The following is a 15,519-nucleotide window of genomic DNA, read 5'->3' on the forward strand; positions in this document are numbered from 1 at the left end:
CTTAACACTTTGCACCATTCAAAGACATTTTTAAGCCCACATAGCAAGCCGTTTGATTGTTTTAAAACCTTACGTTTCTCCATGCATCCACAAGTGCATTTAAAGCCCTATAAAACCCAGCTCTTAGGCCTGTAATAAGGGATTTAACCATAATTTCTTCACCTAAAACCAAGAGCCTACAGCCTGATTGACGTAGTAATGTGCTAATAATGCGGTTGCGCAGTGCAATATGCGTTTTCTTGCGTTTTTAGCCTGTTTATCCTGAATCTCGCCACCAATCTTGAGTAAATCACTATCAAGCATACATAAGCGCTGCAGCAAAACCTTTATCACCTGATATAGACTTGAAGGACACATGAGAGCATTTAGCCACGTCGATCGGAACGAGTCGCTATAACTTTAATAACCAAACCTACCTGTTCATACTACCGTCCAAAGACCTCTCTTTCTCAGATACTGACGAGTTACTTCATGGCTCTTAACTGGTAACGAGTTCAATAACTACTGCCGATAAGCTTTATTACCAGATAAGATAACCTGGCAGAACTAATCTTATTGTTCTGCTATGCGCTTTAAGCTAGCAGCTTGCCTATCTACCTAGCCTCATGCAAATGGCATGTGCAGCCTCTAGACTATCTTAGAAATTAGTCATGCGTGATGTTCTTCACTATGGCTCATGCTCGATCTCGACTTTATGCTACATGTGGTTTATGTAGCCTTCAATGCGCCAATAACTGCGTATGGTGTCCACTGCAGCAAACTATTTGATTGTGCCCCTTAACTCGCATTGGTATTGTGCCTAGACTGCATGAAGTGATGAGCGATCTTGGCTTGATTGCTCAGCACCGCGCTTTAACTTATAGTACACTCCCTTGAGAGTCTGCATAGGCGGGTCTTAAGTAGTCTAACCATACGACTGCATCTTGGCGCTTTGTGTGGTGGGAATTGCGCTTGTCGTAGTGTTGCTTAGCTAGGCAAGGTTTTTTGAGAGCGTTTTGATGCACGTGAGTCGCTGCAGATGTTTTTGGAGTGATTGTGGTGAGGTTGAGCGGAATATTTTCGGGGTGCATAAACAACAAAGGAGCCTTGCGGCTCCCTTGTTTGCTGGCGTATCGCATGGTACGCCTAAGGTGCAGTCTTGATTAGAGGCTGCTTGGTAAGAATGCGAGGAAGAAAGACAGAATGGCTGAGTTGGAGAAGTCGATGAACAGAGCACCAACTAAAGGCACTACGAAGAAGGCCTTTGGTGACTGGCCATTAGCACCGGTGAATGTCTCCATGTTAGCCATAGCATTTGGTGTAGCACCCATACCGAAACCGCACTGACCGGTTGCAATAACAGCAGCATCGTAGTCCTTACCCATGATGCGGAAGGTGACATAGTATGCAAAGGCAGCCATAATAACGGTCTGAACGAGCAGGATGGTGATGAGAGGCAGAGCCAGAGCAGAGAGCTCCCACAGGTTCATAGTCATCAGAGCGATAGCTAAGAAGAGCTGCAGTGCGATACCACCGATTACGTTGATTGAGTGCAGTGGAATCTTGCGGCCGCTGAAGTCTAAGTAGTTACGGATAACAGCTGCGACCATCATTGGGCCTAAGTAGGCAGGGATGGTGATGTTTAAAGCTGAGAGGCCTAAGATGATGAAGTGGCCGATACCCATAGCAATGATGATGTAGCAAGTAGCACTAAAGAGTAAGTACTCGTCGATGTTCTTTTCTTCTTTGGTGAGCTTACCTTCAACCATATCTGGGTTTTCAACTACGTGGTTGATCTGATCGTCAGATGCACGTAAGTGATACTTAGCAAGTAAGCGCTTACCAACTGGACCACCAATCATACAGCCCGCTACTAAACCGAAAGTAGCAGAGGCGATGGATACGGAAAGACCAGCCTCGAAACCGTGCTCAACGAGCAGCGGACCGAATGCAGCAGAAGTACCGTGACCACCAGTTAAGGAGATGGAACCAGCGGCTAAGCCCATGAAGAGGTTCTGGTCGAATAATGCTGCGATACCAACACCAACGAAGTTCTGAACGAACACTAAGATGATGGAGCAGATTAAGAACATGAGCACAGCATAACCACCGTTAAGCAGCATCTTTAAGGATGCAGCGAAACCGATGGTGGTGAAGAATGCCAGCATTAACAGGTTCTTAAGACTACTGTCGAAGGTAAATTCGAAAGTTTGTGTTACGTGACCAATGAGAGTAACGACGGAGAAGATGATACCGCCGATAACTGGGGCAGGAATGAAGAACTTCTTCAAGATGGTGAATACTTCCTTGATGTAGCGACCGAGCAGCAGGAGCACTACTGCGATGGCTAGGGTCTCTTCCATGCCGAATGTGTATGTAAACATTTAATCTACCTTCTTAGCAAACAAATCGAACAAGCTAAGCTGATGCAAACAATTGCCTAAGGGTCGACTCGGGTTAACTGTGCAACACGATAGTAGGCATTTACCTACTCTCATGCAGCTCAGTTAACCAAAGCCACAGCAAACAATACTTGCACGTGTAAGTGCTTTAAGACACTTGATGCAAATACTTTTATGCCGACTAAATCATTGACCCTGAAATTTTAGGAACTACCTAAGTAGTACACACAATGAGTGGTCTAAGCTTAGCGGCCACACACGCCACTTAGTTAAGATTACTCATGGCTGCATCCTAAGGTAGAGAGTACCTTCACTTGTGATGCTGCCTGAAATTAATAGCACACTAGAGCTTTTGGCAAAATGCAGAGCACTTTGGTCTCTCAAGTACTATAGCAACAGATGCTTAAGGGGCTAATTGTTTTGCACAATGCTATACAGAGCTATTAGAAGGGCTCTGTTGCTCGTGGGCTTTGGGTCGGACATACAGCCCAACAAAAGTGTCCACTTGTTTTCCATTAAACGCTTAAGCACTACAGGGCATAAGTACTGCCCTTTAATGACTCAAGGCGAAAACAAGCTAGCGTAAAACTTAGACACTTGCCAAAGAAGTTTTTCCTTTGCGCAAGATTAAGATCACCATAATTAATGATCTTGATCGTTCACAAATCCATGAAAAACGGTCATATATTACAGCATTAACGTATTTGAGCAAATATTAGAGTCACAAAGTACCTAAAAATTTTTACACATTTATGTAGATAACGCCCAGAGAGCCGCAAATTTTGCGAAAAAACACGAGAAATTTAGCCCAAAGCACCCAAAAAAGGACCAAAATCACCAAGAATCATTAAAAAATGGCTGATCTGCATTATTGAATACACCACCAACTTATCAAGATACAAGCACCCATCTAGTGCAATTTCCAACCATCAAAAGCCAAAATTCCCGTCATATGCACCAATAAAGCGCAAAACTCAAACACAAGCAAAATTCTCAACTCAAAGCGCAGAGTATTCGCTCTCAGCAACACGAATCAGCCACCAAATTCAACCCTGCCATGCCTATCTTCAAAAGTCGCACACAACCTACCGATGCATACTCAAGACATGCCTTTCCAAGGCATTTGTCTTCAAGTGCTACCATGCCTTTCAAAGCAACTTTGTCGCTGTATAGCGGCTCGTACAGATTGATAACCACGCAAAAGCTGATGGTTATGGACTATCTCCTCTCTTGAGCACATCGTAACAAGTAACTCTATGAAATATCGTTTCTGACGCTTCTCAAGTGCTCGCTACCATTTGCTTATCATCGAATATGGAGATATTGCGGTTCTGAACTTTACTCCAATGCGTATCTTCTGCATTGAACCGCTTACCCGGAAGTAAATGTACTACTTCTTTCTCTTTCTCTCTCTCTCTTTAATGTATGTAGTCGCTAAACTGAGCATAGGCACAATCCGGTGCTCAGCGGCGTCACCCTGCATGTCAAGGGTTAAAAGCCTATTCACTCTTTAGAGGCTATTACTAACATGTAATCATAACCGTTCACCAAGGAACAACAATAAGAGGACTCACTTTGTCTAAGGCTGCAGAGGTTTGATCGCTGATCTCGTTGCTATGGGAATCACTGAGCATGCCGGTTTGCTATACAGATTGGCATTAAGAGCTTTATGAACTGAGTGGTGTTAGAGCGGTTGTTGCGATACTGATGCGCTGAAATTTTGTGGATAGTTTTGATCAGAACACTTGCAAGTTTGAACCTTAAACAGCGTGAATCTGAGTAAAGCGTGTTCACTGGCATTCACAAGAGTGATCATGCCATAATCTATGGATTGCATGTATGCTTGTAAGCTTGAGAGATGCACGGGTTGGCAGCACTGTGCGTGGCTGCTTAAGCTTGGTTTTGGAAGGAGCTGAGGATGACGACACTACTACTGCAGCAGCAGTTACAGGGTTTTGCTGTGATCTTGCTGCAGTAGTGCGTGTGTGTGCTAATGGATATTGAGGCGAAAATGATGGACTATGGCTCGTTAGTCTTGAGAGTCTTTTGCGCCAATGGCGTCGGCATCGGATTCGGTGTCGGCTTCATCAGCATCTAAGGCTAAGTTTAAGGCAACCTTAGCTTTTCTAGAGGCCTCTCTACGCCAATAGTCGAGGTTCTTGTCTTTGTAGGTAAAGTACATTGGACCTTGATAAGCGTTTGACGAGATCTTCATGTCTTCAGGCATGAATGTTCTTACAAAAGTAGAGGTGCTGTACTTAACACCTTGGTATTCAACCTCATCGTCATTGGCGATCTTTACAGTCAGCTTGGTTGCATCAAACACTACCTCATCACCTGCTTTAAGGCCAATCATGGAGAACTTGAAAGGTACTCGATAGCACATAGGTAGAGTACGCCAATCACCACCATCAAATAAGCGGCCCTTGCTATAGAACTTAGCAGCCTCTTTAAGGTACTCAATCGCTTTCTGATTGGTCATCTTAATAAGAAAGCCCTGCTTCTCATCAAGCACATCATTCTTGTTTTGCTTGTGGTACTCAAACTTCATACCCATATGATTTGGGTTTTTAAAGTAGTTGCAGACACCAGTAACGTCTGCTACCTCAAGTGCACCCACAATGCTGTACTCTCCAAACAAAGGAAAGGCGTCGAGCTCCTTGTCACCCGGCTTAAGCTGATGATCAGTTGCAATGATCTTAACTACGTTTTTCAAGTCTTTTGTATGCAGGATATAGAAGTACTGCTTATTGTTTTCCATGAGGCCCACTCCTTTGAGAAACAGCAAAGCAAAAAGCTAAATAACGATGAGGTCTATCAATCGAGCATCAGTAGCTAAAGTATTGCAAGCATTACAACTACTTGAATCAAATACCCCAAGCCAAACTGATCTCAAATACCACGCTGAATCATAGCAGAGAATCTGTAGCTATGCGTGTGCGCATAGTCCCAATTGCAAGTACCTACTCTCGCGACTACCCATCTGATTTTGCTCAAATCCTCTGCGCATCCTGCTCGCACCTGCCTTCAATAAAAATCAAAGATTATTTGAGCCTGCATCATAAACTCAGCAAAATGATGATCTCATGTCATTAAGCCCTGAATGCAATCTCAATGCGCAACGATCTGGATAAACATCATGCATTGCCTAAGTTCAGCCTACGCCACGTATCTCTGCTTGCACAATACGACTATTGCCGTGGCATGGGCTGAGGCTATGGCGAGGAACGATCTTGTAAGTACAGCGCATTAATCCTTATTGGTTAGAGCCTGGCGTTTTAGTTCGTAATTGGCGATCTTGCTTGCTTTTTTTAATGAGTAGAGCCAGTCTATGCCACTTCATTTTTCTGATCCATCTTGTTCTACGGGAGTGTCCTCTATTTGAACGAGCCGTGAGACAGTCTTGAATGTACCTCTATATCAGTTGCTGGAAGCGCTTCATGGTGCAGGTGCTGGTGCTGTTTAGCGCCTAATTAGAGATCAATGGTGCAAAGTATACTGTTAGCTATGAGCGTAAAAGTGGTGCTGGCTGGTTTTGATGGTTTGCGGCGAAAATATGGCAAGTTTTGTGTGGCAATAATTGAGCAATGATGGGCACGTTATCTAACGTAACCTCGGTGTTGTAAAGCTAAATGCCTGAAACTGTAGTGCAATTTGTCTACGTTTCTAGCTGAAGTGAACGGTGATTATGCTGGCATAAAGTTGATGTTTACGGCATTTGCGAACAGAGCTGGGGGTTTGAGCGTTAATTTTTTTCAATTTTCTGGCTGATTTCTGTCAATTTCATATCTAGGAATCCGTTATTTAAAGAGGGTGCAGGATACTATTTGATCTCTGTCATGTAGCTCCTGACTCAAAAGAGATCTACAAACCTACTTGCTAGTATTTGTTTAGCAAGGGAGGATCTGCTTAGCAACACTGTTGCAGCCATGCATATGATGCTATCGATCTATCGAGTGCTGATGTTAAAGATGCATTGGGCCGATGGCCGTGAGTTTGAGCTGAAACGCTATGGGCAATTGGTAATTGCCTTAGCCAAGTTTCGTGCTTGCACTGCGGTGTGTATTGCTCATGGTGATGCATGCAAATGATGCTGCTAATGCTGATGTAGAATGTTTTTGGCTTGTTCACAATGTCTGAGTACATGTAAGACTTTCAGAGGCTTTTGCATTAAGTCATTGTTTCTCTCATCTAATGGAACAAATGTACAGCTGAGCTTAATCATACTGACGCATAGCAAGGCAAGATTTAGCTACTAGCTACTAGGCTTCAATGGCACTTAGTTGTTGCCTTGGTTTGATAGTGCTGCTTAGCACTTGAGCGCTGTTTATCTTGCGCTAGAGTGCTGAGGGCAAAGGTGCTCTAGGATTAGCCTTGAGCTTTGATACCCATTGCTATGACTAGCTATGATGAGTTTGGCAAATAATATTGGCGTTGTAACTCTTATGTTGCTGACATAAGGGGTACATAAGTAAGTATTGTCTTTAGTACATCTCTTACCTTTTAGTATTTACATGGTGTGTAGATACTTTTTTGCTACCTTGATGGTCATTGAGCACACTTAGATCTAGTCAATTGTGATTTTCACAGGTATGATGAGTAGCCGCAGTATTTTGTGGCAGTAAATAAGATTCTGTGATCTTATTTAATGCTCGATCACTACATCAGTGTGTACGACATGGTGATAGACAGCTAGTTTTGTGGGTGCGTTATGCGCAAAGAACAAGATATTAAGATCCGGTTAATACCCTTGCCCAGGGTATAGACAGACTCTAGTTCATCACAGTGTAAGTGAGACTGGATATTAGACGCTTAGCAGTGTGGCTTTGCGGTTCTTTTAGCTTTTGCTATTTGCTTTTATCCACTTGAGCTTACAGACAATGGATAGCCACTTTCAGTGCAATATTCCATGCCCACAACTTAGTACTCAAAGGGTATACACATGTCGTTTAAGGGAAGCAGAGATTACTTTAGATATCTGTTCGAGGAGCTTGGACAGATACGCTACGATTACCGCGTAGCTGTGCGCCGATCCCGTCGTTATTTTGATGGCCTCGTTATGGATGCTCTCTTCCTTGCTAGCCAAGGTGTGGAGAAGTACTCCAATAAACTAGCCAACGAAATCTCCTTTAACGATGTGCTGTTAAAGCCTTTTGATATCTTCTATGAGGCTCTTGAAGAAGAAGAGCGCTTAGAGCAGCTGTTAACTAGCCGTAAGCACATTGAACGTGAGCATAAACTCTTAATTGCTCTACCAAAAGATCTCTTAGATGATATTCTCACCGGCTTTTGCTGGCAGACCTATGCCTTAGGTCGCACCTGCAAGCACATGAACAATCTCATCCATAAGATCATTCTCTCCTTAGATGGCCGAAATGACTCAGCAACCCTAGCTTTATGCAATGACTTAAGAGCTACCTGTGGTTGCGTTAAAGATCTGCGCCGTGACATCTTAGATGCTCTTGACGGCATGTACTTTGACGTGACTGGCAACCGCTATCATGAAGAGAATCTCTGCCTTGAGATCCCTGAGTATGGTAATGAGCTCAAAGAGAGTAAAAAAGCCGCTCAAGCTGCCCAAGAGAACTGCAGCAAAAAGCACCCTAACCATATGCAAAATGGTAACGAGTGCGTAATCAACAATGAAGACGGCACCGAGTACGAGTTAGCACCATACGAAGGCCCTGAGGTAAGTAACTGCTTTATCTATGCTTTAGATATCTATCTTACCAATGAAATTCGTCAGGCCTTAGATAAGAATTCAGGCCACTATGGCTTTAGCAACGATGGTCGCCGTGTTTTCCGCGATGATGATCAGATCGAAGCTAAGTTCTTAAATAATCAAGAGAAGCTCTTAAAAGTTGTTAAGACTCGTCGTCTCTTGCGCATGTTCCGTACCTTCATCTACGTTATTCAGTCTTTCAAGTACGCCTTAGAGGCTGCTAGTGAAGGTGTTGAGCGCGTCAGAAGTGGTGAGCCACAGATTAGTGCTGACCACGACAAAGAGTTCTTTGACTACATTGGCAGCTATATGAGTGCTGTTGATAAGTACAAGCGTAAGGGTCGTCAAACTCCTCCGCTTACCGATGACGAGCTTATCGCCGCTACTCATACCGACCCGCAGCCATGCTCTACCACCAAAGCTGCAGCACTCCACGACCACCACCACAAATAAACAAAGACTCAAAGGACCAACCCACAACGGCGTATCTAAAAATCCCGCCGCTTGCCCTACTCACCTAACTTGCGTAGGGCCACCAAAACCAAGCCAAGTTAAGCTAGGCCCTGCCACGCAAGACGAAGTAGCACAGATCAAAGCAGCAAAGGCCACCGCCTGCATCACAGGCCGCAACTAACTGCCCATTCTGCAATGTACCACAGTACTAAAAGAGGCCTAGTCCCTCTCCTCTATCCAGGCACTGCTAAGACAGCCTGCCTATGAGCCACGAGATGGCACTTCAGAACGAGCACAGCCAGACTGCTCTGCAAGGCTATACAAGTAGCTATGTAAGCAACAGCGGCCAGGCTAGCTTGCAAGTTCTCTAGCTAGAGTGCATGCGATCTGCTCAAGGGCTATACCTCATGCGGTTAATTGCTTTCAGGGCATTCTAACTTTCTGATCTCTTTTGCGCCTACTCTGCCTTGCCTTAAGCACTAACACCATAGCAAGAGCAAGGACAAGCACGAAATCACTTGCCTTTAGTAGCTACCCTGTAACGCTTGCTTCTAGCTGCAAGATATCGGCAAGTTCCATTTGCTGTAGCTCTAACAATTGTAATAGCCATACTCATAGCCAAAAGCAAATGCAAATGCAAATGCATAGAGCAACTTAAACAGCTCCTAGCCAATGCATTCGCTACACGTATTTTATACGTTTTTGAGGTAGTACTAGCTCTTTAGTTGCCTTGGTATAGCCAAATCCGTTGCCACTACAATGCCTTTCTTATGGATTCCAAGTGAGGCTGATGATAAGGCGGCTGAGCACTTCTTAAAGGCAACAAAATGAACATGTGCTCTTCTATTGCTCTTCTATCACAGCTGATTCTAATCAGTGTCAGCTACGGCATTTTATACATGCTTGTAGGCCAAGAAGGTCGCTAGCCTTAATGCTTTGAGATATTGTGGTCTATGACCTTGTCTGATGTAGCACAGGTAGCGGCGGCAAGGTATTGTTAAGCACAATGATGGCTGTGGTGCTTGTGGATGCTATGGGCCTTTTTGCATCGAATACGGCTTGCTAATTAGCTGCGGTAGCGGTCTTTTGCGGTCATGGAAGTGATGCGCACGTTACGGGTGGCATCTGAGTAAACTGACTGCAGGAAGTTAACCTGATTTTTTGCCTCCTCAGTACCGACTACGTTGATGTACCAAACCTTTTCTGTACCATCAAAGCGATAGCCATTTTGCTTGAGCTGATCTTTTACATCAAATGGAGCCTTAACTGCATCGATACGGAAAGTCTGGGTTAAGGAGCTATTGATGAGCTCTTCAAAAGCCTTTGGCATTAAGTGCATTAAATAGCACAGAGCTAAGCAATCATTGCAGGCACGGTGAGCTTCGTAGAAGTAGCCCATGCTCTGTACTAAGAACTCAAGCTTATAACCGCCAAAGCCATGATTTGACCAATTGATCTCTTTTGCCGAACATGCCCAAGCAGATCTTGAGGCTGGACCAAAGCGACGATCAAAGAATGGACGGTCAAACTTAGCATTATGAGCAACGATTAAAGGATTGCCAGCTACGAGGTTTAACACGAGCTCATCATCAAAGACCTGGCCTTTAACCATTTCATCGGTAATACCAGTAAGCTTGGTGATCTCCTCAGGAATAGGACGCTTTGGATCTTCATAAGCATCGTAGATACGATCGATTGATAAGAGAATCTTACGATCTAAAGAGAAGGTACAACGCACTAGACCAAGCTCAATGACCTTGTCAGAGACAGCAGACATACCAGTAGTCTCAGTATCTAAGAAGACTACAGCACATACTCTTTCCTCAGGAGCTCTTGGAGTTAGTTGAATTGGTAGCAGCTCAACGACGTCTTCGCGTGTGATCGGGACTCGCTCGAGAAGTTTGAAGTCATTGGGATGATTTTTGATGTCTTCAAGTCTATCTAGAGGAAACATCTTAGGTCCTTAAGCAATCATGCTCGCTAAATGTCTAAGCTACCAACACTAGCAGCAAAGGTAGATATGTTACAGATGATTTACATCTAAGATCTGTACACAAATTAATTATGTCTATGAGTTAAGTCAGGTGTAAAAGCCCTACTTTGCATCATAAGATTGCGTATTCTACACTTAACTTAGCGCATCTGTGCAAGTCTTATGCATCAATATCACTAGTTTGAAGCTATTATGCCTGCATGCATATGATTATTCTACTAATCACATCAAAATAATATAATTTTTCTAAGCTTTCGCGAGGATCGTCAAACTTTGCCTCAATGCAAAGACCACATCGCCAAAGCACGCCACGCTACGCCACGTCACAACATAAGCTCTAAGATACGAGCACAGCTACATGCATCCACAATATGCCGTACGCAAGAAACGACCACGCGCACAATGAAAGCCAGGCACCAACATCAAAACGATTGACAGTCTTCAGAGCTCCTGAGCTTTACAGCTCAATTGCATTCACCGGCACACAATGAGCATAGTGGCATTTCAACACCAAGCCCTGCAGCCGTGCAGTTTAGCCATACTCAACCTCCTACCCGAAGGTATGAGGGAAAATGCCGTACCTTGTGTCACGCAACACTACACTGCAATTCACGCTGATGCTGTCCTGATGCATCTAATGCTGCTGCATATGCAAGCATTAAAAGCTAATAGCTGACGCTAAGAGCTCGTACCAGCAAAGCTGATGCTTCTGCCAATGATGAGCCTCTAAAGAGGTTGCATTTGGACATTGGCAAGAGGCACTGCACTGAGAGTCGTGCAGCTTATGCAAGCCTATAACTCCTTTGAGCAAAGCCTGCATACGTTAGCCAAGCAAAGCGTTCAAGGTCAGTAAGTATCTGATGAACAGATAAGCTTCTCAGGCATTTAAGTGCTATATGAAACGTACTGCGTAAGCCTATGAGAGGTCATTACCATCATCTGGGCCTCACTATTGTGGTCAGATGATTAAGGTGACATCGATAGCCTCAACAAAGTATTGAGGCCTGTATATTGTGGGCTGGTTGCTGCTGGTTTTGATTAGGCCTCTTCGTGAGGAACTAAGTACATAAGACAGCGTTTGCAGTTAGTAACGAGATCAAAACGATGCTTGCCAATCATTAAGTAGAAGCCTGTAGTAGAGCCACCGAGATCATGGCACAAAGCATGGTTTTTGATTAAGCAATTGCGGCAAGTCATAACAGCGTTGCCAATGAGCCGATTTGGTGGCTCCAAACCGTCTTTCATGTACTGCTCGTAGAAAGCACGTGACTTGGCATTGCTAATTAAGCGTGGGTCAATACTACCCTCTGGGAAGAAGATCTGAGCAGCCTTAGCACTACCCACTGCAGCTGATGGATTTGCGCCACTCTGAAGACCCTGGGGATCGGTGTAGACAAGAGACTCAGACTTGCCATCTAAGTATGTAAGATTTGACTCAATGCACTTACAACGTGGCATTTGAACTACACGGATATACTCTTGCAGAGCTTCACGACGTAGATTGTTGAAAGCTGACAGCGGCATTAAAGCATTTGACTCTAAGCCATTGATAGTAATGTCGCTCTCTTGCAGTGACAGATAGTCATCACCAAGCTTTACTAACTTGGAGGTCATGACCTCTTGCTTGAGTGGCTGTAGAGCACTGATATCAAAGTCTGGATTTGACTTAGTAAGCTCCTCATGGACGCTTGCAAAAGTAACACTAGCACTGCCGCAACGCTCATACTCATCCATAAAGCTAATAGACAGGCCATCTGCAGCGATGTCTACTACGCAAGATAATGGAGTCTTACGTAAGATAGACTTTGGCATATTGATGGACTTGATAAAGAGAGTATCTACATTACGATGCAGCTTAGCGCCAACACTCATGCCCTCAGGTACTGCCTGTACGTGCAGACGTACGGTATCACCTGCTCTGCACTCAATAGAGCCATCAGCAAGCTTAATTGCAGCAATCTGTCCCTCAACCGCACCACTAGCCTTTTGAGCCGCAGCCGTGCCCATTGCATTAGCACCAGAAGAGCCATGGGCAGTAGAGCCCTTTAAGCCCTTAGCATTTTTATCCTGCCACTGACCTTTAGATGACTTAGCAGCACTTGCAGCAGACGCTGAAAGCATAGAGGCGCGATTAACGCGGAAACCTGCAAGCTCGCCATTATCATCAAAGAATGTGTAGCTATCGCCGTTATTAAGAACACAATTGCGGCTCAGCTTCATATCTACTACAAAGCCTTGGCTCTTATTGCTATTAGAAGCGCAACGTCCTTTAGCAAACTTATCGCCACCGAATTTGCCACTACGAGAAGAGGCCTTATCGTTAAAGCGATTGCGATTAGAGTTAGCAGGAGCTGAGCTACCGCAGTAGATTACCTCACCCATGATCTCGCCTAAGCTCTTTGGGGTCTTGGTATTGATCATGTCGCTATTGTCGCCATGGACAAGGGCTGAGGTAAAGCCACGGTTAAAGGTCTTAGTTAAATCAGGGACAAAGGTGCGCTTGCTGACACCAATGGAGGCACGCTCATAGCGGCCATTGGAGTTATCAATAATCTTATCTAAGCGCTCACGGAATGCGGCTACTTGATTGACCACAAAGTCACGATCTTTTAAACGACCTTCGATCTTGAAAGATGAAGCACCTGCCTCTACTAAGTCCTCAAGCTCATGCAGACGCAGATTGTCTTTCATAGATAAGAGGTGACCGGAGGCTAAAAGCTCATCTTTTAGTTCAGGATTATCTTTAGCGGCCTTACGATCGTGGTGATATAAGTCCATTGGGAGACGACAAATCTGAGCACAAGAGCCACGATTAGCACTGCGGTCAGTCATAAGCTCAGAGATAAAGCATACACCCGATACAGAGACGCACATGGCACCAGAGACAAAGACCTCAAAGCGCATGTTAGGCAAAGCAGAGGTAAAGGCCTTAATCTCTTCTAAGCTAAACTCACGTGGTACCACGATCTGGCTAAAACCAAGCTCTTGAGCAAAGCGAGCCTTTTCAACCGTGTCGATATTCATCTGCGTTGAGCAGTGCAGCTCTAAATCCTTAACTGTACTCATGGATAAGACAGCAGGATCTTGCACGATAATGCCATCGACACCGGCATTGCGAGCCTCACCGATCATGCGCTCTACACCTTCAATTTCATTGTCATAGAGCAAGGTGTTTACAGTCATGTATACGTGAGCGCCAAAGCGATGAGCAAAAGAGCATAAAGTAGCAATCTCTTCAATAGAGTTGCCTGCAGCCGATCTCGCACCATAGGATGGGCCACCAATATATACGGCATCAGCACCTGCAGTAATAGCCGCAATACCGATTTCCACATTCTTGGCAGGAGATAAAAGTTCCAGCTTACGTGCGCTCATTTGTCATCCTCATAAAAGCATTACCGCTATCAAGCATCTCTAGTCCCAATCAAACCACCACCTGACCTTGGCAACGAACAGCTCTGCAGGCCCGTCAGGCCACAAAAGCAGCTCAACAAGCAAGAAAGAAGTGGCGCTACCTTCATCCGTTATCAAACGCATCGCATACGCTAACGATGAAAAGCAGCAATATGAAATAATTCAAATCATCAAAACATCGACCCGTGCCATAACCACACAAAGTTACCCAAAGCGACGATGGCTAGCTACAAACCAAGCAATGCAATGAAGCTACATTGAGATTAGAGTGCTAAAAACAGCGGGGCATATTGTACTAAAACTCGTACAAATATCACGGCCCTATTTTTCCTGTTGCCCAAACTTATCAAAAGCGCTACCCACAAATCGACGTACTTCCACCAAAAGCACCAGTCAAAACCAAGTTATCTAAGAGAACAACGTACAGGCCAAAAGAGTCACTAAGCAAGACCCACTACAAAGCTGCCCCAAGGGAAAGGCCATGGCCACAAAGCCCCGCAACGCCCATTAGTTACACGGCATTAAAACATCATACAAAGCCACATAGCGAGCGCTAGCAATGACTAAACTTGTCAGTGATGACGCATCTTTGTAATGCCATTGATCAAATGTTCGTGCAGCATAGCCAAGACTAACTATCAATGTCCACTAACAAATCAAGCTCTACTAAACATGGTTCGAGACAAGATAAGACAGGCATTAGAGAACTTGCTAGTGCACATAAATCAAAGGCATTTCAATGCGCATGAGTTATAGCCTAATCTGCCGAGTTGTTGCGTGTTTACTTGTTTCGTACATTGGTAGCGGCAATGCACGAAAAGAGAAGACCTGAAATGGATAGATCTCTAAGTTTGGTCATTCATCTGCTTATAAACCTGCGCATAGAAATCCATGCTCTGCTTTATCCGAACCTTATCAGGGTTATTTGGGTCGCAGACGGCATATATTGGAGGACCAGATCTAATCTCTAAGTCTTCTTTGTGGTAAATATGAAACACATAGCAGCCATCTAATAGACAACAATAATCGACCTCACCGCCTAAGTTTTCCTTTAGCTTAGTGAAAAAGTACTCTTTACTTGCTTTCATAAAATCATCTCAAATGAAAAAACTTAAGCTCATCTTAACCTCTTTGTATGCCTTTTTAGGCCCCTTCCTCAAACATTTTAAGCAATGATCCTCGAATGCATAAAAAACATCATGCACGCTACTATGATAGTGCTGGGTCTTGATAAGAGCATTAAACAAGTGCATCCATTAAGCCGCCAATATGTCAAACAAAAGTCTTAATCATTGCCAGACCTTAAATTGACCTAGCTCTGAGTGGAGCTCATGGCTATTTATAAAACGCAAAAAGCGACCACGCCCGATGCCCTATCCCCGACATCGATCATGATCGCTTTGAAGGTCATGCATGTCTCTAAAACCGGCGCATGACCATACTTAGTTAATGTCTAGTTACGCATCAGCGCTCTTAGAACATGTAACGGCACTGAGCGTTAACACCGAAGCTGTCGGTGTTTGAAGAGCCAGTGTAGTTGATACCGAAGGAGGTAC

The 15,519-nt window shown here is 44.4% G+C and carries 5 protein-coding genes; 1 reads left to right on the forward strand and 4 read right to left on the reverse strand.

What is annotated here, in order from left to right:
• Window positions 1-1,142: 1,142 nt before the first annotated feature.
• Together gltS and RDO37_RS03905 are read right to left on the reverse strand one after the other, a co-directional pair.
• Window positions 1,143-2,363 carry a sodium/glutamate symporter gene (gene gltS / locus RDO37_RS03900; protein WP_308498178.1) on the reverse strand — a complete coding sequence of 407 codons (1,221 nt, stop codon included), beginning with the start codon at window positions 2,361-2,363 and terminating at the stop codon, window positions 1,143-1,145.
• Between the two features lie 2,047 nt (window positions 2,364-4,410).
• Window positions 4,411-5,142, reverse strand: coding sequence for a hypothetical protein (locus tag RDO37_RS03905; RefSeq protein ID WP_308498179.1), 732 nt, complete (start codon window positions 5,140-5,142; stop codon window positions 4,411-4,413).
• A gap of 2,181 nt (window positions 5,143-7,323) precedes the next feature.
• Between RDO37_RS03905 and RDO37_RS03910 the strand changes: the two genes are divergently transcribed.
• Entirely contained in the window at window positions 7,324-8,556 is a 1,233-nt protein-coding gene (locus RDO37_RS03910; protein ID WP_308498180.1) for a hypothetical protein, read from the forward strand.
• Window positions 8,557-9,622: 1,066 nt separating this feature from the next.
• Here the strand turns inward: RDO37_RS03910 and RDO37_RS03915 are convergent.
• The gene (locus RDO37_RS03915; RefSeq protein WP_027940119.1) at window positions 9,623-10,510 is read right to left on the reverse strand and encodes a 3'-5' exonuclease; all 888 of its coding nucleotides are present in this window, start codon (window positions 10,508-10,510) and stop codon (window positions 9,623-9,625) included.
• Between the two features lie 1,077 nt (window positions 10,511-11,587).
• The gene (locus tag RDO37_RS03920; RefSeq protein WP_308498181.1) at window positions 11,588-13,924 is read right to left on the reverse strand and encodes a U32 family peptidase; all 2,337 of its coding nucleotides are present in this window, start codon (window positions 13,922-13,924) and stop codon (window positions 11,588-11,590) included.
• Window positions 13,925-15,519: the final 1,595 nt, after the last annotated feature.

Origin of the sequence: uncultured Anaerobiospirillum sp. (assembly GCF_902485895.1) — a bacterium.
In the GTDB taxonomy this organism is placed as follows: domain Bacteria; phylum Pseudomonadota; class Gammaproteobacteria; order Enterobacterales; family Succinivibrionaceae; genus Anaerobiospirillum; species Anaerobiospirillum succiniciproducens.